The sequence below is a fragment of the Alkalibacterium putridalgicola genome (assembly GCF_900109825.1).
In the GTDB taxonomy this organism is placed as follows: domain Bacteria; phylum Bacillota; class Bacilli; order Lactobacillales; family Carnobacteriaceae_A; genus Alkalibacterium; species Alkalibacterium putridalgicola.
Genome location: NZ_FOBL01000037.1, coordinates 1 through 20,908, shown reverse-complemented (window position 1 = coordinate 20,908; position 20,908 = coordinate 1). Strand labels below are relative to the sequence as shown.

At 44.3% G+C, this 20,908-nt stretch carries 19 protein-coding genes and 1 rRNA gene; 1 reads left to right on the top strand and 19 read right to left on the bottom strand.

The features are described 5' to 3' along the window. Positions 1–210, bottom strand: a 16S ribosomal RNA gene (locus tag BMX84_RS10600); the annotation flags it as partial. Between the two features lie 381 nt (positions 211–591). Then, a complete protein-coding gene (locus BMX84_RS10595; protein ID WP_091489543.1) occupies positions 592–1,311 on the bottom strand; it encodes an O-methyltransferase in 720 nt (239 codons plus the stop codon). A gap of 125 nt (positions 1,312–1,436) precedes the next feature. On the opposite strand from BMX84_RS10595, the gene cbpA reads away from it, so the two are divergent. Then, the gene (gene cbpA, locus BMX84_RS10590; RefSeq protein WP_091489541.1) at positions 1,437–2,075 is read left to right on the top strand and encodes a cyclic di-AMP binding protein CbpA; all 639 of its coding nucleotides are present in this window, start codon (positions 1,437–1,439) and stop codon (positions 2,073–2,075) included. A 99-nt stretch (positions 2,076–2,174) separates the two neighbouring features. On the opposite strand, the gene BMX84_RS10585 is transcribed toward cbpA, so the two are convergent. The 17 genes from BMX84_RS10585 to pyrG all read right to left on the bottom strand — a co-directional run bounded on the left by BMX84_RS10585 (position 2,175) and on the right by pyrG (position 20,232). Next, entirely contained in the window at positions 2,175–2,669 is a 495-nt protein-coding gene (locus BMX84_RS10585) for a QueT transporter family protein (protein WP_091489540.1), read from the bottom strand. Between the two features lie 276 nt (positions 2,670–2,945). Beyond that, positions 2,946–4,349, bottom strand: a complete 1,404-nt coding sequence (locus tag BMX84_RS10580) for an aldehyde dehydrogenase family protein (protein WP_177165550.1) — start codon at positions 4,347–4,349, stop codon at positions 2,946–2,948. 213 nt (positions 4,350–4,562) lie between these two features. Further along, positions 4,563–4,919 (bottom strand): type II toxin-antitoxin system PemK/MazF family toxin, encoded by a 357-nt coding sequence (locus BMX84_RS10575; protein ID WP_091489536.1) that lies wholly within the window; start codon positions 4,917–4,919, stop codon positions 4,563–4,565. Between the two features lie 71 nt (positions 4,920–4,990). Then, positions 4,991–5,239, bottom strand: a complete 249-nt coding sequence (locus BMX84_RS10570) for a hypothetical protein (RefSeq protein WP_091489535.1) — start codon at positions 5,237–5,239, stop codon at positions 4,991–4,993. Between the two features lie 179 nt (positions 5,240–5,418). Further along, positions 5,419–5,772: a holo-ACP synthase gene (gene acpS, locus BMX84_RS10565; RefSeq protein ID WP_091489533.1), complete on the bottom strand. Its 354-nt coding sequence runs from the start codon at positions 5,770–5,772 to the stop codon at positions 5,419–5,421. Positions 5,773–5,926: 154 nt separating this feature from the next. Further along, positions 5,927–7,387: a degradosome RNA helicase CshA gene (gene cshA, locus BMX84_RS10560; protein WP_091489531.1), complete on the bottom strand. Its 1,461-nt coding sequence runs from the start codon at positions 7,385–7,387 to the stop codon at positions 5,927–5,929. A 334-nt stretch (positions 7,388–7,721) separates the two neighbouring features. Then, on the bottom strand, positions 7,722–9,113 hold the full coding sequence (locus tag BMX84_RS10555) for a UDP-N-acetylmuramoyl-tripeptide--D-alanyl-D-alanine ligase (RefSeq protein WP_091489529.1): 1,392 nt from the start codon (positions 9,111–9,113) through the stop codon (positions 7,722–7,724). After that, on the bottom strand, positions 9,091–10,197 hold the full coding sequence (locus BMX84_RS10550) for a D-alanine--D-alanine ligase family protein (protein WP_091489527.1): 1,107 nt from the start codon (positions 10,195–10,197) through the stop codon (positions 9,091–9,093). The genes BMX84_RS10555 and BMX84_RS10550 overlap by 23 nt, the downstream gene beginning before the upstream one ends. Before the next feature lie 246 nt (positions 10,198–10,443). Then, entirely contained in the window at positions 10,444–10,695 is a 252-nt protein-coding gene (locus BMX84_RS10545; RefSeq protein ID WP_091489526.1) for a type B 50S ribosomal protein L31, read from the bottom strand. 205 nt (positions 10,696–10,900) lie between these two features. Continuing rightward, positions 10,901–12,157: a transcription termination factor Rho gene (gene rho / locus BMX84_RS10540; protein WP_091489524.1), complete on the bottom strand. Its 1,257-nt coding sequence runs from the start codon at positions 12,155–12,157 to the stop codon at positions 10,901–10,903. An 18-nt stretch (positions 12,158–12,175) separates the two neighbouring features. Further along, positions 12,176–13,447, bottom strand: coding sequence for a UDP-N-acetylglucosamine 1-carboxyvinyltransferase (locus BMX84_RS10535; protein ID WP_091489523.1), 1,272 nt, complete (start codon positions 13,445–13,447; stop codon positions 12,176–12,178). Between the two features lie 32 nt (positions 13,448–13,479). Next, positions 13,480–14,043 (bottom strand): biotin transporter BioY, encoded by a 564-nt coding sequence (locus BMX84_RS10530; RefSeq protein WP_177165549.1) that lies wholly within the window; start codon positions 14,041–14,043, stop codon positions 13,480–13,482. Positions 14,044–14,235: 192 nt separating this feature from the next. Further along, positions 14,236–14,802 (bottom strand): NADPH-dependent FMN reductase, encoded by a 567-nt coding sequence (locus BMX84_RS10525; protein ID WP_091489520.1) that lies wholly within the window; start codon positions 14,800–14,802, stop codon positions 14,236–14,238. A 12-nt stretch (positions 14,803–14,814) separates the two neighbouring features. Further along, positions 14,815–15,879 (bottom strand): LLM class flavin-dependent oxidoreductase, encoded by a 1,065-nt coding sequence (locus BMX84_RS10520; RefSeq protein ID WP_091489518.1) that lies wholly within the window; start codon positions 15,877–15,879, stop codon positions 14,815–14,817. Between the two features lie 581 nt (positions 15,880–16,460). After that, positions 16,461–17,420: a nuclease-related domain-containing protein gene (locus BMX84_RS10515; RefSeq protein ID WP_091489516.1), complete on the bottom strand. Its 960-nt coding sequence runs from the start codon at positions 17,418–17,420 to the stop codon at positions 16,461–16,463. A 202-nt stretch (positions 17,421–17,622) separates the two neighbouring features. Beyond that, a complete protein-coding gene (gene fba, locus BMX84_RS10510; RefSeq protein WP_091489514.1) occupies positions 17,623–18,480 on the bottom strand; it encodes a class II fructose-1,6-bisphosphate aldolase in 858 nt (285 codons plus the stop codon). A 147-nt stretch (positions 18,481–18,627) separates the two neighbouring features. After that, on the bottom strand, positions 18,628–20,232 hold the full coding sequence (gene pyrG / locus BMX84_RS10505) for a CTP synthase (RefSeq protein ID WP_091489512.1): 1,605 nt from the start codon (positions 20,230–20,232) through the stop codon (positions 18,628–18,630). Positions 20,233–20,908: the final 676 nt, after the last annotated feature.

The window sequence follows — 20,908 nt, the reverse complement described above, 5'->3', positions numbered from 1 at the left end:
TTAATGATCTAAGCATGCGCTATGATCACCTATGCGGTATTAGCACCCGTTTCCGGATGTTATCCCCCTCTTATGGGCAGGTTCCCCACGTGTTACTCACCCGTTCGCCACTCTTCCGCACTCTGCAAGCAGAGTGCTTCATCGTTCGACTTGCATGTATTAGGCATGCCGCCAGCGTTCGTCCTGAGCCAGGATCAAACTCTCATTTTGGTAGTTTGAAATAGCTCAATTTAAATAGTGTGAGTTAAACATGTTAACTCGTTTGTGTTGTCCTGATCCGATAAATCGGATCGAAGACCCCTGCACATTTGGTTGTTTTACTTTGTTCAGTTTTCAAAGATCTCATTTGTTCAAACGTTGACGACGTTTCGTGTCAACTCATATAATACTACAGGCTTTCGTTTAGATTGTCAACAACTTTTTAAAGTTTTTTTCAACTCGTTTTTCAGAGCGGTTTGACAAAAAGAAAAGCGCTGAGTCGCCGTAAATCAGCAACGTATATTACTTTACCAGTCTTTTCCTTTTTCGTCAACCTCTTTTTTGCAATTTATACGATCTTTTTTTAATAATCCCTTAAGAGCAGCCTTTCCACTATTGATCAGTTTTTTCCGGCAGCATAAAACTGAAATCGAAGGCCTCTCTTTTTGTAATGAGCAACAGGCCATCACCCAATGGAACAACGGAAGAGTCAAACGCCGGATGATCCATAACGATATCTAAAAAAGCATTCAGTTTTTTGTGGATTTTCCGTCTTCTCCTTGGCACATCTTCATCATCATCCAGGATCGTCCCTCCCTGGAGCACATCATCAATGGCCAATACTCCCCCTTGTTTTAACAGGCGATAACAATGCGGAAAGAAATCATAGTACTTGGCTTTTGCACTATCCATGAATATAAAATCGACAGACTCTTCTTTTAGTTTCTCCAGCCAGTCGCTCGCCTGGCCTTCCAGCAGAGTAACATTACTTTCAATATTCATTTTTTTGAAATTCACTTTGGCTTTTTCGATCATATCAGGATTACGTTCAATGGTCGTCACGTGACATCCCGGAGACGATGCCTGGATCATGAGGCCGGCAGAAAAACCGATAGCTGTTCCGATTTCCAGGATTTCTTTTGGCTGTAGGAGAGGCAACAGCCAATTGAAGAAGGTGACAGTCTCATGAGGAATGATCGGAACCCGTTTATCGTTCGCCCATTTTTCAATATTACCTATCTCTCCATCCAACTGCTTTTGCGCTGTTCTTAAATATTCTCTGACATCATTGTCAATAACAGGTCTGTCCATCATTTCATTTCGTTTTTTCATACCGGCTCCCTCTAACACTTTATTTTCTTTATTTTACACTGATTTACCTAGGTAACCAAGGGCCAATCTGTTATAATGAAAACGTGAATACAGAAAAAAACAGATGAGAAGGAGCAGATTCTTATATGCTGATCAAACAATTGACCGTACCTAAAAATATCGTATCAACAATCTCAGAAGACGCAACACTTGAAGAAGCTATCACACTGCTTGAAGATACCGGGTACCGATGTGTGCCTGTTTTGGATCAAAGCGGTAAAATATTCAGAGGCAATATCTATAAAATGCACATCTATAGACATAAGGCTAACGGTGGAGATATGTCCCTGCCTGTTACCCATCTCTTAAAAAATGCCACGAAATATGTGCATCTCAATTCTTCTTTTTTCAAGATTTTCTTTATGATAAAAGATTTGCCTTATATCACTGTACTTGATGAAAACAACCATTTCTTCGGTATCCTGACGCACAGCACCTTGATCGATCTGCTGCAGCAGTCTTGGAGTATCGATTCAGGCAGCTATGTATTGACCATTGCTTCCCCTGGACAGAAAGGCGACTTGGCCAACATTGCTAAAATCATCAACCGTCACTGTTCTATCATGAGCTGTATCACCCTTGATGTCCAGCGTGAGAATATGGTCAGACGCACGATCATGACTCTGGAACCTGATGTTTCTAAAAAGACGCTGGATGAAATCAAAAAACAATTGGACCGCAAGGGATTCAAGGTCGTTCAAGCCGAAGACCTGCATAACGATTAAATAACGATCAACTCTATACAAAAAGACGCTCGATTATTCCCCCATGCCGGCGGGATTTAATCGAGCGTCTTTTTTACTGCGCCAAGTTTTTCGAGTTTTTTAAGCTTGCATTCTTTTTTTGAAATCCAGTTTCTTGTCAAGCGTCAGCATGACCGGGATTCCGATACCCATTGTTATCAGCTGTCCTAAAAAGACAAAGAGATAATTAATCCAGAAGACTTCTATCTCACCGATCAGTAGTAATAACAGAGCAATCATGAAACTGAATACAGAGAATATGGCTGAATTGAGAATCATTTTTTTCACAGGGGACTGAACTTTTTTGCTTAGTAAAAAGTAGACAGCAAAAGAAACTATAGTGTGACCCACTCCAAGAGTCCAATCGTAAATACCGAAGGGTGACAGTATGAGGTTGGTCAAAAAGACACCTGCTGTTACACCGTAAACATACTTCTTATCGAACACAACCAAATGGTTGAGCATTTCAGACAGCCTCAACTGAATAACTCCGAACGCAAAGGGTGCTATAAGTATAGTAATCCCTGTATACAAGGCTGCGATGATCGCATTGATCATCCATTGTTTTAATTTCATATTATTCCTCCTAGTTTTTATCTCGTGGGTTGGCGCTTTCGAACCACGGTCGTCAAAAAAGACAACGAGAGTAGTGTATCATGTATCCTGAAAGTTTTCAATTACGGTTTATCCTGATTCTCCATTCAGGTAAACTCAGGACCGGTCAGTTTCGACTCCAGCTGCCCTGATTCAGCCATACCGGACCGGTACATGACTGGACCAAAAAGAAGCCAGTCTGTGAATACACAGACTGGCTCTCCTTTTTTATAAAGTGAACATGTAAATCCAAGTCGATCAGCCGAACCATTTCCGGACTCTTCTCAGTGTTTTTAACACCCCGGACTTATACGGCGGGAAGATCATGTTATTCGCATAGTCTTTCTTCTGGTGATACAGCACTTTTTCATAAGTGAAGGTTTCGTAGCTGGAACGGCCATGATACCTTCCCATACCACTGTTCCCTACACCACCAAAAGGTATTCTTGGATCTGCGCCATGAAAGATGACCTGACCGACCATGAGGGTCCCCGTTTTTACCGACTGCTCTACTTCATCAATGCGACTCGACTTATCTGTAAACAAATATGTGACTAAGGGCGCCTCCTGCTGTTTCAGCATCCCCAGCAGATCATCGAACGATTCATAGCTCACGACCGGCAGAACAGGACCAAATATTTCCTCCTTTGCAAGAGGCGAATCGGTCTCTATGTTGTCCATCACTGTCGGTTCAATGAATAACGCTTCTCTCCTGCCACTTCCCCCATAAACGATATCACCTTGAGTCAGGTACTGACTGATTTTATCGAAGTGTGCCTCATCGATCATCCGGCCATAGTCTTTACTCTTTTCAGGCTCGCAACTGTAAAATTCTCGAATGGTCTCCACGGCCAGCCTGGTAAACTTCTCCTTAACGGAGGCATGGACATACACAGTATCCGGGGCGATACAGGTCTGTCCTGCATTCAGAAATTTCCCCCAGATGATTTTTTTTGCCGTTTCTCTTGTACAGAGCGACTCATCTACGATACATGGATTCTTTCCACCCAATTCAAGCGTGACCGGTGTCAGCGTTCTGGCCGCGGCTTCATAAACTTTCCTTCCCACCTCAGCGCTGCCAGTAAAGAAGATGTGATCCCAGTTCATCTCCAGTAAAGCTTGAGCCGTATCCGCCTCGCCTTCCACCACAAAAACCTCTTCAGGTTCAAAATATCGCGACAGTGTTTTTTTGAGCAGATGACTAACAGCTTGGGATTTTTCGGACGGTTTTACAAAACAGCGATTCCCTGCCGTGACCGCACCGATCAGCGGAACTAATGTCAGCTGAAGCGGGTAGTTCCACGGGCTTATGATCAGCACGGAGCCGTAGGGTTTTCTTAGAATGGAATGTTCAGATTTGCCTATAGCGGTCCGACTGAGCTGTGTCTCTTTTTTCATCCAGCTTTTTAAGTGATTTTTCATATATGCGATCTCATTTAGGGCCGTAGAGATTTCTGAAGTATAACTCTCCATTTCAGACTTTCCCAGATCCGAATACAAGGCCTCAAACCATTCAGATTCGTGGTTTTCGATCAGTTCTTTCAAACGGTCCAGCCTGTCTATCCGGTTCAGATAAGCCATCTTCAAATCCAAGTCGATCTGTTCCTTCTGTACACGCTGCAGAGTCAGCCACTGTTCTTTTTCAGCTTTCAAATCAGTCATTTCAGATATCATCCTCCCCCGATCCATCAACTACCCCTGATTCGGTTCAAATCAGCTGTTACGTCAGCAATCAACATAGTCTTCAGTCTCACTATAGCACATGAAAGGGACCATTACCTATTAAGAAAGTCATTGGTCTGCATCATTCTTCTAAAACAAAAAACAGCCTGACATGTAAGTCAAGACTGCTTTTTCTAAGTATTAAAGATGATGTTAAATATGTTTGTACTGATTAGACAGACCAACACTGATCGCTAAAGCATCATCGACCATAGTCATAGTCTTATTGTCCAGCTGCGTGACTTGATCTCTTAAACGTTGTTTGTCGATCGTTCTTATCTGTTCAAGCAAAACGACTGAATTCTTTTCCAGTCCTTTATCGGCTCCGACTTCGACGTGCGTCGGCATTTTACCTTTTTCGATCTTCGTTGTTATAGCTGCAACAATGACTGTCGGGCTATATTTGTTACCAACATTATTCTGAATAATCAAGACCGGTCGCATGCCACCTTGCTCAGATCCGATTACTGGTGATAAATCCGCATAATAAATATCTCCGCGTTTAACCACAGGCTTTCCTCCTCGAAGGCGCCTTTTGGATAAAGGGATTCACTCTTTCACTTAACAAGACATCTTTCCCTTCAGATATGGGCGTGACTTTCATTTTCACAACCATCGAATTCTGAGCAAATCTCTAAATTGATTTTGCCCATTTCCGCATATCCTTTCCTCATGGCATCCATTTTATTCATGGTATCTTTGATAAAACATTGAAGCATCTTATTCATTAATTCAGATTCTTCAATATTTGCATCCTGACAATATTCTTCTATTTCTTCATACACAGACTGTTCCAATTCAATCGTCATTTTTTTATTGTACTCTTCCATGAATAATGCCCTCCAAAAAGATTATTGCTCGATACCCTTGCCTCTCATTATAGCAAAAGAGACGGTAGAATAAATAGCCCCACAGGAAATAATCTATCCCTATTCCTTAACTGTAAGTTTATCATGAACGGGCGAGCTTTTGAATCCTTCTTTGTGACAATTCTATGAAGGAAGAGATTTTAATTTTTTTCTAAAATGACTTGTGCCGCTGCAATGGCGTCTGTGTGCGTGATGGAAACCCAGACATTTCCTGAAAACGGGCTCTGAGTGACCATGGGTTTTCCTGACTGATCGGGTAATACTTCAACATCTAAAAACCCGACCTTGCCTATTCCCGTTCCGAGTGCTTTTGAGAATGCTTCTTTTACAGAAAAACGTCCGGCGAGGAATTCGACTTTTCGTTTGCCTTTAAGATCATGAAAAATTTCAAATTCTTTTTCTGTCAGCACTCTCTGGGCAAATGATTCCCGTTTTATGTACGCTTTTCTGATCCTGTCTATCTCCACAACGTCTAAACCAATACCAACAATCATCTTTTTCCTCTATTCTTCTAACCCATCATACTCTTGTTACTTCTATTATGTTAACAGATTCACATCAAAATGTCATATATAAACGATTTTTAACAGAATAAAAGCCGGCAGGAGGTTCTCCCTTACCGGCTTCCTTATCAGTTATAGTGTACTGTTATTTTCTTTTCGGACGGTTATTACTGCTTCTCTTACCTTTGTTGTCGCCGCCAGAACGACGCTTGCCTTTATAGTTGCGGTTACCGCCACGGTTTCCACCTTTACCCTTGCCTTTTCCGCCTCTTCGACCTTTATCCTTGTTAGGAAGCGGACGCTGAGGAGAAATTTTAACAGGGACATCTGTTGGATCCTTGACCATTGCTTTAACTAAAGCGGCCGCCAGATCTTCAGCTGAGTATGAAGAAAGCAGTTTTTCAGCCGCTGTTTCATACTTCTCCAGACCGTTGTCATTTATGGTTTTTTGAATATCATCCATAGCTGACTGCAGCTGACTTTCTAATGCTTCGTCGCTGGTAGGCGGACGAAGAGCAGTCATAGACTGTTTAGTCAGTTTTTCGATGGTACGCAGGTAGCTCATTTCATGAGGTGTAACAAACGTTACAGCTACCCCTTCTTCACCGGCACGACCTGTACGGCCGATACGGTGGACATAGCTCTCAGGGTCTTGTGGGATGTCGTAGTTATAGACATGCGTCAAGCCGGTAACATCCAAGCCACGGGCAGCCACATCGGTCGCTACTAAAATATCGATTTTACCTTTTTTAAAGTCTTTCAAGACACTCATACGTTTGCTTTGAGACAGGTCGCCGTGGATACCTTCGGCCGTATAGCCGCGCATTTCCAGACCTTTAGACAGTTCATCCACACGTTTTTTGGTACGGCCGAAAATCAGTGCTGATTTAGGGTTCTGTACGTCGATCAGGCGTGTAAGAATGTCAAATTTTTCATTATCTCTAGCTTTGGTATAAAACTGGTCGATCGTCGACGCAGATAATGTTTTCGTTTTGATACGGACTGTTTCAGGGTCTTCCATGAAACGGACACCGATACGTTTGATGGCATCCGGCATCGTTGCTGAAAACAGCAAGGTTTGACGCTCTTTCGGTGTTTCTTTGATGATGGATTCGATATCGTCGATGAAGCCCATGTTGAGCATTTCATCTGCTTCGTCCAGTACAAGTGTTTCAACTTGGTCTAAACGGAGCGTTTTACGACGAATATGGTCAAGCATACGACCAGGGGTACCCACAACGATCTGTGCGCCGCCTTTGATCTGCTTGATCTGTCTTCTGATATCTGCTCCGCCGTAAACGCAGGCTACTTTAACGCGTTTATCTTTGCTTAAACGGAAAAGCTCTTCCTGTGTCTGGATAGCCAGCTCACGAGTCGGTGCAATAACCAGGCCTTGAACGACACGTTTAGATGTATCGATTTTCTGCAGCATTGGAAGACCAAAGGCTGCTGTTTTACCGGTACCTGTTTGTGCTTGTCCGATAACGTCCTTGCCTTCTAAAGCAAGCGGAATCGTCTGTTCCTGGATGGGCGTTGTTTCTTCGAACCCCATATCCTTCACGGATTTCAGTAGTTCTGGTAGTAAATCTAGTTCATTAAATTTCAAAAAATGTTTCCTCCTATTGTTTTCCTTAGCAGGCATTCGTTTAAGAGCCAAGGATGGTGTCACCCATAAATAGAGAAAGATCATTTCTTGAAAACAGAATGTTCCGTGATTCTGTTCAAATAAAGACCCTAGTGTACGTATCTCATCGTTCGATGCGGTACACCAGGGCATGACATTTAACTTGACTCAGTATTAATTATTTAATTTTAAATGATATACGATAGACATTTCTATCTACTAAACGAATAGCTGTCTGTCTTACAGATGTTATCTTATCACGTACCCCGTACGTTTTCAACTTATTTTCATAAGGCAGAAAAATGAATACGTTTTATTATTTTTTATCCTGTCTTAACTTGGACACAACTTCCAGCATACCTGTACTGAAGCTGGATTTGAATAAGACCGTGTCCTCAGGCTGCAAAGTATCTTTTAGATAAGCGATGACTTTGTCTTTTTCACCGGTAAAGTGATGCAGCTGGTTTTTTTTCATTTTGTCGGACATTTCCTCATACAAGGCTTTCATGAAGTCGCCGTAAAGCACCAGTTCGTCGATGCTGTCTGGATTGATCGCCTGGTGAAGCTCGCGGTGCATGGCCTTTGCCTGCTCGCCAAGTTCCAGGATATCACCCAGTACCACGATTTTACGGCCCGGCACGTCGATACCTTTAAAGTAACTGAGTACAGCTCTGACCGAGGACGGGCTCGCATTATACGCATCATTCAAAAGGACTGATCCATTATAGCCGTCTATCCATTCCAGACGGTTTTTGGTCAGTTGGAAACTGGATAACTGCTCGTAAATCGCTTCTGTTTCGATACCCAGTGCTTGGCCCACTAATATGGCGGCCAAGGCATTCTGCACGTTGTATTCGCCCGGGATAGGCAGGACACACGTCACTTTTGATTCCTGATTCGTTTTGAAACGTGTCTGCTTCATTTCGGTTTCGATTTCCGTTGAGTAGAGGTCGACCCCGCTGTTTTTTCCAAACGTTTTGACCGTTTTCACTTTTCCATCGACCCAGCCGTCAGCGATCCGGGTTTTTAAAAGCGGTTCTTCTCCAGGGTAAATAAGGGTCCCTTGTTTCATCCCTTCAACGATTTCCAGCTTGGCTTCAGAAATGGCTTCTCTTGACCCCAGAAATTCGATATGGGATTCACCGATCATGGTGATGACGGCGATATCCGGTTCAGCGAGTTCAGATAAGACGTGGATCTCACCTTTTTCGCTCATCCCCATTTCAAGCACAACGACTTCAGTGTCCCTGTCCATCTCTAAAATGGTCAAAGGGAGACCTAAATGGTTGTTGAAATTCCCGCCGGTTTTATGGGTCTTGTATTTAGCGGAAGCCACTGCAGCCACCATATCTTTCGTGGTCGTTTTTCCGTTACTCCCGGTGATACCGATCACTTTTGGCGACACTTCATTTAAATAGTGCTTGGCAAAAGACTGGAAAGCTTTCAGTGTATCTTCCACTTGGATGACTGCGATCTCTTTCGGGGCATTCTCGATCGGATCACTCCAGAACGTAGCTGATGCTCCCTTTTCCATGGCAGCTCCTATAAAGTCATGGCCGTTGCGGTCGGCTGTCAATGGGATGAATAAGTTCCCTTCAGTCAGCGTCCGGGTATCAAAGGATACACCCGCCACCTGACCTGTTTTATCACTGTTGAATACTTTGCCCCCCACTGCCTGGGCGATCTCATTTAGTGTCCAGTTCGGCATTGATACTCTCCATTTCTATACTGTCATCTTCTGTCGTGACTTCTGTGCTTAATTTATATTTATCTTTGTGTCTGCGCAGACCCAGCTGAATGACTTCTTCGATCAGGTCAGCGTAAGGGATGCCCGTCTTCGCCCACACTTTGGGGTACATGCTGTTCGACGTGAATCCCGGGAAGGTGTTGACCTCATTGATGTAGACCTCTCCATCTTCGGTCAAAAAGAAATCGGCACGGGAAATGCCTGACCCATTGATCGCTTCAAATGCATCTGCTGCCATTTTTCTCATTTTCTTCGTCAGTTCAGCGGATATCTTGGCGGGTATCTCGCGGACCACTTTCTGATTCAAGTATTTATCTTCGTAGGCATAAAAAGGTTTCTGTTTCACCAGTTCTCCTGGTACAGACGTATGTACGTCTTCGTTTCCAAGGATAGCCACTTCGATTTCGCGTACGGGCACGCCTTTTTCCACAACGATCCGGTAATCATAATTAAAGGCCAGTTCGATGGCTTCGGTCAATTCCTCTGAGTTCAGCGCCCGCGTGATACCGACACTGGAACCCTGATTCACAGGCTTGACATACATAGGATAGTCCAGATAGGTTTCAAGCGCTTCGCAGACATCCTGCTGGCTGACTTTCCAGTCTCTCAATTTGACTTCTTTGTAAGGCAGCACGGACAGTCCCGCTTCTTTAAACACACTTTTGCTTATCAGCTTGTCCATACCAATGGCACTTGCCAGCACGCCGGAACCAACGTAAGGGATATCCAGCGTTTCAAATAGACCCTGGACCGTTCCGTCTTCGCCGTTTGGTCCGTGAAGAACCGGGAAGGCCACGGATTCTCCTTCCAGCAATTCATTGAAAGAGAACGGTTGTTTCTGCTTCAGATCGACGAGTTCAGCCTTTGACTGGATGCTGTCTCTGCTTTCTACTTCTGTTCCTCTGAACCAGCTTCCCTCTCGTGTTATATAAACAGGGATAACAGTATAATAGTCGTAATAAATATGTTGCAGGATCGAAAAAGCGGATTTAACAGAGACTTCGTGTTCTGCGTTTTTACCGCCATATATCACATAAAGCTTCATTGTTTTTCCTCCTGTTCCTCGCTGATGCAGTCACAAGCTAAGCGCTTGCGGATTTATATCTATAGTTTAGCATATTTACTTGGTGCAACAAGCAAAATAATTATAACATTTTAAAGCGGCTAAAGACACGAATCCGTTCTTTAACAGAGGGCTGTATGGTCTTTGTCATTGTGTAAAAAACCGCCGGGAGCTGACGGAAATCAGGGTAAAAAAAAAGTTCTGGATATCCAGAACTTTTTGATCTTATTACGCTTCTTCCAAACCGTATTTTTTGTTGAAACGGTCGATACGTCCATCTGCCTGAGCAAATTTCTGACGTCCTGTATAGAATGGATGAGAATCTGAAGAAATCTCAACACGGATCAATGGATAGCTGTTTCCATCTTCCCACTCTACTGTTTCACTCGATGTTTTTGTAGAACCTGACATGAATTTGAATCCTGTCGTTGTGTCCATAAACACTACATCACGATATTCTGGATGAATTCCTTGTTTCATTCTTTTTCACTCCTTAGCTGCCATGAACTCTTTGCGAATCCATAGTTATCTTCATTCATTAGTCAAGACGAACAGCCAGCTGACGGTATTCCGCGTGCTTGACTTTCCCTCTTGATTCTTTTGTATGCAACACTACATATCTTAGCATGTTTTGTTTTCTGATGCAATTCTTTTCCCGAAAAAAATATCTGAAATCCTGTTTTTTTTACTGATTAAGTACTTTTTTTACGAAGCCGGCATTCTTTTTGTAGCGTTTCAAGTTTTTGATGAACTGATCTGTGTACTCCAGCGAATCATTACGCATGCCGCGACGCAGCTTATAGACCGCTTCGTATTCTTCTTTAGACAACAGCATTTCTTCTTTACGCGTGCTTGATTTTCTGATATCGATGGCCGGATATATACGGCGTTCTGCCAGTTCGCGGGACAGATGGACTTCCATGTTACCCGTTCCTTTGAACTCTTCATAGATCACATCATCCATGCGACTGCCGGTGTCGACCAGGGCTGTCGCCACGATCGTCATGCTTCCGCCTTCTTCCACATTACGTGCAGAACCAAAGAAACGCTTCGGACGGTATAAAGCAGCCGGATCTATCCCTCCACTCAGCGTACGTCCGCTTGGCTGTTCCACCAGGTTATAGGCACGGGCCAGTCGGGTGATACTGTCCATAAGGATGACGACATCCTGCTTGTCTTCCACTAAACGGCGTGCGCGTTCCAGCACCAGCTCGCTGACTTTCACATGATTCTGTGGCTGCTGGTCAAAGGTCGAATGCACCACTTCTCCGTCAATGCTGCGTTCCAGATCTGTCACTTCTTCCGGCCGTTCGTCTATCAGCAGAACAATAAGTTCCACGTCAGGATGATTGGCTTTGATCCCATTGGCAATTTCTTTAAGTAAGGTCGTTTTCCCCACTTTGGGTGGCGAAACGATCAGTCCACGCTGACCGAACCCGATCGGTGCGATCAGGTCGATCATGCGGGCGGACATTTCATTGGATGAAGATTCCAGATTGATGCGTCTATCCGGATATAAAGGGGTCAGTGCCGGGAAATGCGGACGCTCTCTGGCTTCTTCCGGGTCCTTTCCGTTGACGAGCTGGACGTTCATGAGTCCGTAATAACGTTCGCCGGCTTTCGGTGGACGGGCTGTCCCCGTGATTTTGTCCCCATTACGCAGACCGAAACGGGTCATTTGAGAAGCAGAAATGTAGACATCTTCATTGCTGTGTGAATAATTGATCGGACGCAGAAAGCCGAAATCCTGATGGCTGATTTTATCCAGTACACCGCTGACTCCAAAAAAACCCTGTTTTTCCTCTTCAGCGCGAATGACGGCCATCGACAGTTCTTTTTTGTTCATCTGACTATATGAAGGAACTTTCAGCTCTTTTGCCAGTTCGTAAATTTCTTTTAATGTTTTTTCCTGTAATTCGCTGTACGTTATAAACTTTGCCACTTTCAAGTCCCCTATTCGTTAGTCTTCCCGGTCTTCCATATGCAAATCTGCGCCGAGTGCAGTCAGTTTCTCAACGATATTGTCATAGCCTCGAAGGATGTGTTCGACACCGCCGATAACTGTTTCGCCTTCGGCAAGCAATCCGGCAACGACCAGACAGGCGCCGGCACGCAGGTCCGTAGCCATGACTTCTGCGCCTTCCAGTTGATGTCCGCCTTCGATAAGGATCACATCACTTTCCACTCGGGCGTTCGCGCCCATTCTGTTGAGTTCAGGTATGTGTTTGATTCGTTTAGGATAAATCGTATCCACGATCATCGATTCGCCTTTAGCCGTCATTAAAAGTGGTGTGAATGGCTGCTGCAAGTCTGTAGCAAAGCCTGGGTAAGGCAGTGTCTTGATCGATATGCCGTTAAGTGGACCGTCCGGAGCAGTCACGCGGACGTAATCTTCTCCGATTTCCAGAGGCACACCCATCTCTTCCATTTTTGCAATAAGTCCTTCCAAGTGTTCAACGATGATGTTGTTGATTTTTACGTCTTTACCTTTAGCAGCGGCCATGATCAGATAGGTCCCCGCTTCGATACGGTCAGGAATCACCGTATGACGACAGCCATGCATCTCCTCAACACCGTCGATCCGGATAATGTCAGTTCCGGCTCCGCGAACTTTAGCGCCCATGTTGTTCAGCAAGGTCGCTACGTCAATGATTTCTGGTTCACGTGCAGCATTCTCGATGATCGTACGGCCTTTGGCTTTCACCGCTGCCAGCATCACATTGATCGTTGCACCGATGGAGACCACGTCAAAGTAGATACGCGCTGCCTGCAGTCCATCTTCGTCTGTCTTCAGATACATCGCACCCAGTTCGTTTTCGACTGTTGCGCCTAGTGCACGGAATCCTTTCAAATGCTGGTCGATCGGACGCGGGCCTAAGAAACAACCGCCCGGAAGTCCAACGACGCCTTGACCGAACTTCGTCAGCAGCGCTCCCATAAAGTAATAGGATGCGCGCAGGCTTTTGATTTTACCTGTCGGCATCGGAACAGAGACCATGTCGGTCGGATCAATGGTGAGTGTCGTTCCTTCAAATGATGTTTTTACGTTCATTTCATTTAGAATCGAAATAAGTGAATAGACGTCTGAAATATTCGGTACGCCTTCTAGCGTAACGGGTGAATCAGCCAGGATCGCTGCCGGTATCAAAGCCACCGTACTGTTCTTGGCACCAGAGATCGTTACTTCACCGGTCAGTTCTTTTCCTCCGTTAACAATTAACTTCTGAGTCATGTTTAATCCTCTCTTTTTGAAAAATCCTTAGTTTAATAGCGATCGATCCGCTTATAGAATGATAGTTTCTTCAGTCTTTCATAAACAACCGCTGCCGCAAGTACCTTCAGAGTATCGATAGGTAAAAAGATGGTCAGATTAGTCGTCAGTATGGCAGACAGTTGAACAGGTGTATCCAGGATCCCATTCAGCAAGGCATACTGATAGGCGATACCTATCGTGTAAAGGATAAGCACACCCGCCATCATGACAAGCCCATTATGGATATTTGTTGTCTTGCGGTTTATACCTTTCCCAACAAACCAGCCTACCGGTATCGCGCCCAGGATATACCCAAACGAAGGGGATAATAACTGGCCGATCCCGCCGGCCCCGCCTGCAAAGACTGGCAGTCCGATCAGTCCGGCAAGCATATAGAGACCAATGGCCATCATGCTCTTTGCCGGTCCAAGAATTGCAGGGATCAGAAGAAACAAGACGACCTGCAGGGTAATAGGGACCAATCCGATGGGTATAATAACTAATGATGCGACAGCGAGGAGTGTTGTTGATAAGGCAATTTGAGTTAAGTCTTTTGTGGTTATTTTTTTAAACAAAGTGAAACCTCTATTTCTCTTTTCTATTTAGCACAATCTATCAACAGTATAAACAATTCATTCATTAAATACAATGCGTTGGGCGAATTGAAAGACAGTTGTTATTTACTTTACATTTCAGGGTCACTTTTATATGCCAGGGAAAGTTTTGCGATGTAGAGCTGTCATTACGCCTGATCAACTGTCATCCGTTTAAAAGCCGTACTCTTCTTCTTTGGCCTGCTTGACTGACTGATAGGTATACATCAGGATAAACGTATCTTCCACCAGCCGTTCGATCCTGAATAAGGCATCTTCGTTCACGATTTCTTTGCGGTGAAAATCTCTTTCATCCATAAAGACAAAGGTCTGGACGATTTGAGCTTTCATATAGGCCAGGATCGGTTTGAGCTGAGTTTCTGCAATGAGATAGTGCTTGGCAGAACCCGCCGTCATTAAAAGGCTGACCGTTTTATCGCGAAGGCCATTTTGGGGAAGCAGGTCAAAGATGTTCTTGAGTGACCCGGGTATAGACGCTTGAAAAATAGGCGTGCCGATAAAAATCGCATCGGCATCCATTAACTTTTGAGTAACGTATTGAGTGTCTCCGGTATATTCCAGATAATTTCTGCCATCACTGAAGACCAGTTCGTGATCAGCCAGATCGATCAGCGTCACGGTTTCATCTGGATGCTGGTTTTTTATTTGGTCATAAACGGCATTCATAGCGGTTCTTGTTTTGGATCCCATAGTGGAACCCGATAAGACAACGATAGACATTCTGCATCCTCCTTAGTTTCTAGTTGTATATTTTTTCACTGCCGGCAGGATCTCTTTGCCGATCAGTTCGATATTCTTCATGATTTTATCAAAAGGCACGCCGCCGAAATCCAGCTGGGCCATGTAACGCTGGTGGCCGAACGTTTCATGCTGATAAAGGATCTTCTCGATGATTTCCTGCGGGCTGCCGACGTTCATGATATTTTTCGGATGAGCGCCCTGAGCAAACTGCTGTTTAGGAAAGCCCTGACCGTTCGTGCGTTTCATGCCTTCATTGATATGCGGGTAATATTCTCTCTGCGCCTGCTGGGTGGTTTCGGCGGCATAGAAGAAGCCGGCTGTGGCAACTGGGAACTCTTTGGCATCATAACCGGAGGCATCCAGCGTTTCTCTGTAGGCATCGATCGAACGCTTGAATATCGATGCCGGTCCTCCGAGCATGGCCAGCGTCATCGGTACGCCCTGATAACCGGCCTTCATTGCGCTGGCCGGTGCACCGCCGACGGCACGCCAAATCGGCAGTTTACCGTTCAAGGGACGCGGCAGGATGTGTGCGTTTTTGAGTACCGGCCGGAATTCACCCTGCCATGTCACCGTTTCTTCATTATTTATCTGTAAGAGTAATTCAAACTTTTCTTCAAATAATTCTTCGTAATCGCGAAGGTCATACCCTAAGAGGTCGAACAAACCGACGCGTGAGGCGCGTCCCGCCACGATCTCAGCCCGACCATTGGATATCAGATCGATCGTTGCAAAGTCCTCGAACACGCGCACCGGATCGAGCGTACTGATGATCGTTGATGAGCTGCTGAGCTTTATTTTTTCAGTCGCCTGAGCCATGGCTGACAGGACAACCGTGTGGGCCTGTGTCGTAAAGTAGTCCTGATGGCTTTCCCCCACACTGATGACATCCAGTCCGGCCTGTTCCGCCAGCTTGGCCATTTCGATCAGCTCCTGCAGTCGCTGCTGGGCAGAAATCCGTTTGCCTTCAAGCGGATTCTCCAGATGATCTCCTAACGTGTACAAACCGAATTCCAGTCCATTCTTCTCATTGATACGGTAGTCTTGAAAGCTCACATTATCACTCTTTTCATTTAGTTTAATCCTTATTTTACATTTATGATCATCGTTTATGAAACGATAGTTTACGTTTCAAAGTTTAAGTATACAGCACGAGCTAATTAATAGTAAGTATTTCTTCTTTTAATTAGAAGGTAGCGGTCGAGCGGTCGACCGCTTTCCTTATATTAATTGAAGAGATTTTGGGAAACTGATTAATTCCCGGAACTCATTCCCTTTTTTTCTCCCGAGTTGCTATTAAGCGAAACTATAATAGGAATTCAATAGAAACTATGGTCCCGAGTTGCTATTATACCGCTCTATATCAGCAACTCAATACATTATTTCTGCATGAGTTCCTATTATGAACCTAGATAATGGCAACCTATATAGATATTATCTTACGAGTTCCTATTATAACTCTTTATATTATCAGCTCAACCGTTTCTTAATTTCTGAGCTCCTATTAATAACATATATAACAGTAACTCACATATAAATTATTTTTGAGTTCCCATTAATAAGCAGACAAGTCACTTTTTATCAGTCAATCACCGTCTATTAAGTGAATTCTCGTCGATCGACGAGAATTTTCATCTTTAAAATCTTTTATTAGTTAAAGAATCGTCCAGTGACGATTCCTTCCATTCGTAATAAGCTCCTGTAGTGTGGTTTTTTTTAGTATATTTTTTAGAAAGGATGAAACTTATTCTTTCTTTCGAGACTTTTTCACCGCACCATTCGTGGATAATGTTTCTTGATATTTTCAGTTCTGGAAAAAGTAGTCTGAATTCCTCGATATTTTGAACGACGGTCTCTTCTTTTGCTCTTTTACTATGACAAGATTTGCATGTCCCCATCCGTTGAGTAAACTCCATATCAAACGAACCGCACACTACGCATGTGATCCCTTTTTTCAGACAATGATAATCGTAATCAGGAATCAACTGATGGAAGTTCGCATCGGTTCGATGTTTAGACAGCAGGCGGTCCGCGAGATATCGGTGATTCCTGTTCAATGCCACGCGCTGACTGTCCAGCTTTGAAAAGTGGGCCTGAATCTGGTTCGGTAAAATAAGCGGGTCTTTGGGGCTGGCATGGTACAGCGTAAACGTTGGATTAACATAGATGACTGCCCCTTCGACCCCGATGTCAGCATGCCATTGGTGGAACAACTGCCGAAGCAGCGACGTCGTCCGAGTCAGCTGGGTCAAGGGATTCCCGATTTCCTTCCCCGATAGAGTCAGCAGCTGCCGGTCTTTCATCTGGTAATCCCCTCTGTAGTTTTTGATCTCATAAAGGTAAGCTGTTTCCGGTGTGATGACCAGCGAATCGATTTGTACAGACTGGTCACTGATCGAAAGCAGCAAGTCGTTCAACACAAGGACCTCTGCCTGCACCGCCATACCGAGCAGCGAATCAAATCTTTTCTCCCCTTCATAACCTTTTTCCATACTGACGATGTGCTGCTTGTTTTTGACCGGCAGTACCATCCGCTTATCCAGAAACTTTAAAACCGTCATCAACTCCGGTTGTGTCCGTGCTTTCATTATTTCCATACCGTCGCTCCTGTTCGTTAAATACTATCTATTTATCTCCCTACTTACTATATTGTCCAAACAGTTTCATTCCTCACTTTTTTCATACGAAAAAAGCACTTCCCAATACGACTGTTTCATCGTTTCAGGAAGTGCTTTGCAGATCAGTCAGAGGGAAGTCGTTCACACGACTTCCTGACCTCTCTATTATTTGATTGTCTGATTAAGCTTGGTTTGAAGAACCGAATTCTTTCATTTTAGCTTTAGTTGTAGCTGTGATGTTTTCTTTACCAGGTCCAACGATTTTACGAGGATCGTAAACTTTGTCGTCGTTGGCAATAACTTCACGTGTACGTTTAGCCCATACTTGCTGCAACTCAGTGTTTACGTTGATTTTAGTATGACCAAATTCGATAGCTTTTTCGATTTGGTGAGTAGGGATTCCTGATCCACCGTGTAAGACTAAAGGTGCACCTGTCAATTCAGAAATTTCTTTCATTTCGTCAAAGCCAAGTTTTGGTTCGCCTTCGTAGTCACCGTGAACAGAACCTAAAGCCGCTGCCAATGCATCGATTTTAGCTTCTTCAACCATACGTTTACATTCTTCAGGGTCAGCATACATGACGCCACCAGTAATACCGTCTTCAGTACCACCAACAGTTCCAACTTCAGCTTCAACTGAAACGCCTTTTGAATGAGCAAATTCTACAACTTTTTTCGTTGCTTGAATGTTCTCTTCGATCGGGAATTTTGAGTTGTCGATCATGACTGATGTGAATCCAGCTTCGATCGCTGCTGTACATGTTTCTAATGAAGAACCGTGGTCCAAGTGAACGGCAACAGGAACTGTGATATCCATTGTTTCCATCAAAGCATTGACCATAGCAGTAACCACTTTGAATCCGCCCATGTATTTAGCTGCTCCTTCAGAAACACCTAAAATAACTGGAGATTTTTCTTCTTGTGCTGCTTGTAAAATGGCTTGTGTCCATTCCAAGTTGTTGATGTTGAATTGACCGACAGCATATTTTCCGTCTAAAGCTTTGTTCAACATTTCTGTCATACTTACTAAACGACTCATATATATAGCCTCCTAAAATTTTTGCGCACTTTTTAAACCGAGATACGCGCTCGGCTTCACTATTCATTATAAACAAAACTTCACAATAAAACTAGTGAAAATGTCTATATCGACTCTTTATCTGTTAAATTTTTTCTCATTAGGCTCTCATTTTTTCAGATCCAGTGCTTTTTTTACAAAAGAAACGAACAGTGGATGCGGACGGTTCGGTCTTGACTTGAATTCTGGATGGAACTGACAGCCGACAAAATACGGATGCTGCTCGACTTCAATGATCTCAACAAGGCGGTTGTCCGGAGACACGCCTGAGAAGATGAGACCCGCTTCTTTCAAGTCAGTTCTATAATGATTGTTGAATTCATAGCGGTGACGATGGCGTTCATCGATCACCTCTGCATTTGCATAAGCTTCCGCTGTCACTGACCCTTTTTTCAGCTCACACGGATAAGACCCCAGACGCAGCGTGCCGCCCATATCGACCACATCTTTCTGGTCAGGCATCAAATCGATGATGTTGTGTTCGATGTCAGGCTTCACTTCAGCCGATCCGGCACCTTCGATCCCTGCGACATTACGGGCAAATTCGATCGCCGCCAGCTGCATGCCCAGGCAGATGCCGAAGAACGGCACGTCATTTTCTCTGGCATAACGGATGGCCAACATCTTGCCTTCCAGACCACGCTCGCCAAAACCGCCGGGAACTAAAATACCATCAACATCTTGAAGTTCCTGCACCACTTCTTTCGGAGATAACAGTTCGGCATTCACCCATTTGATGTCGATGTCCGAATCCACGGCATAACCGGCATGTTTCAGTGCTTCAACGACGGACAAATAGGCATCCGGTAGTTCAACATATTTCCCGACGATCGCGATACGGGTTTTATTCTTCAGGTTCAGCACTTTTTCTTCCAGCGCTTTCCATTCGGTCATGTCCGCTTCTTTGACATCCAGCTTCAAGTGGTCCACAACGATCTGATCCAGCCCCTGTTTCTGAAGGTTCAACGGGATCGTGTAAAGTGTTTCGACATCCAATGATTCGATTACCGCACTGGCATCCACGTCCGTGAACAAGGCCAGTTTATCTTTCAAATGCTGACCGACCGGATATTCCGAGCGAACGATCAGGACATTCGGCTGGATCCCTAAACTGCGCAGTTCTTTCACGCTGTGCTGGGTCGGTTTGGTTTTCATTTCCCCGGCCGCTTTCAGATAAGGGATCAGCGTCGTGTGGATATACATCACATTATCAGGTCCCACATCCCGTTTCATCTGACGCAATGCTTCCAGGAACGGAAGAGATTCGATATCCCCGACCGTGCCGCCGACTTCAGTGATGACGACGTCCGCTTCTGTCGTCTCCGCAGCACGCATGATCTTGTTTTTTATTTCATCTGTAATGTGCGGAATGACCTGGACCGTTGCGCCCAGATAATCCCCGCGACGTTCTTTGTTCAACACTTCGGAATATACTTTACCGGTCGTGACATTCGAATACTGATTCAAGTTGATATCGATGAACCGCTCGTAGTGGCCAAGGTCCAGGTCCGTTTCCGCTCCGTCTTCCGTCACGAACACTTCCCCGTGCTGATACGGACTCATCGTCCCGGGGTCGACATTGATATAAGGATCGAATTTCTGGATCGTCACATTCAAGCCTCTGTTCTTCAAAAGGCGCCCTAATGAAGCTGCCGCAATACCCTTCCCGATAGACGAGACAACGCCACCTGTTACAAAAATATACTTTGTCATAATCATTTCCTCCTAAAAATGTCTAGGGAGTAAAATCGGCCACAAAATACGAAAAACTCCCTACTCAATTAAGAATAGGGAGCCTGAATTATGCTTATTATCTGCACCTGAAATAAATCGTTTTTTGAACCATTTATTTGTAGAGTGCCCACAAAATATATTAAAGATTTTCCGCAGGATAGTCAAGTCCGCAGTCATATTTTTTTCGAGCCCTGTTCAACTATTCCAAATTTCACCGCGAATAAGGTGTAAAGACACTAGTTAAATGATAAAATGAACTCACAACGCACTTCATCTTCTAAAAGGCACTCAGCCAGGAGGTTAAGCGAATACATAAAAAACAGGTAACTCCCAATAATCTATGAAAAACTATGCTTTTAAAAACTCTCGTTGCTCCTCTGATGATTCCTGTCGATTAAGGTAATATAATCCAATCATTGTCTGGATTAAAAAGCTTTATAACAGACTCAGTAAAGTAACGAGAAGTATAAGAAGGCATGTTTAAAAAACTTCGTTTTTTGAAGTTTTTAGAGATATGTAAAAGCAGTTATACACTATTAGTCCTGGTACTGTAGAACACTGTTCCCGAAAGATAATAAACGGATCCACTTGTCGGGCATTGTTTTCGCATCATCATGGACAAATGGGATCCTCACCGGAACTTCGCCGTCTAATG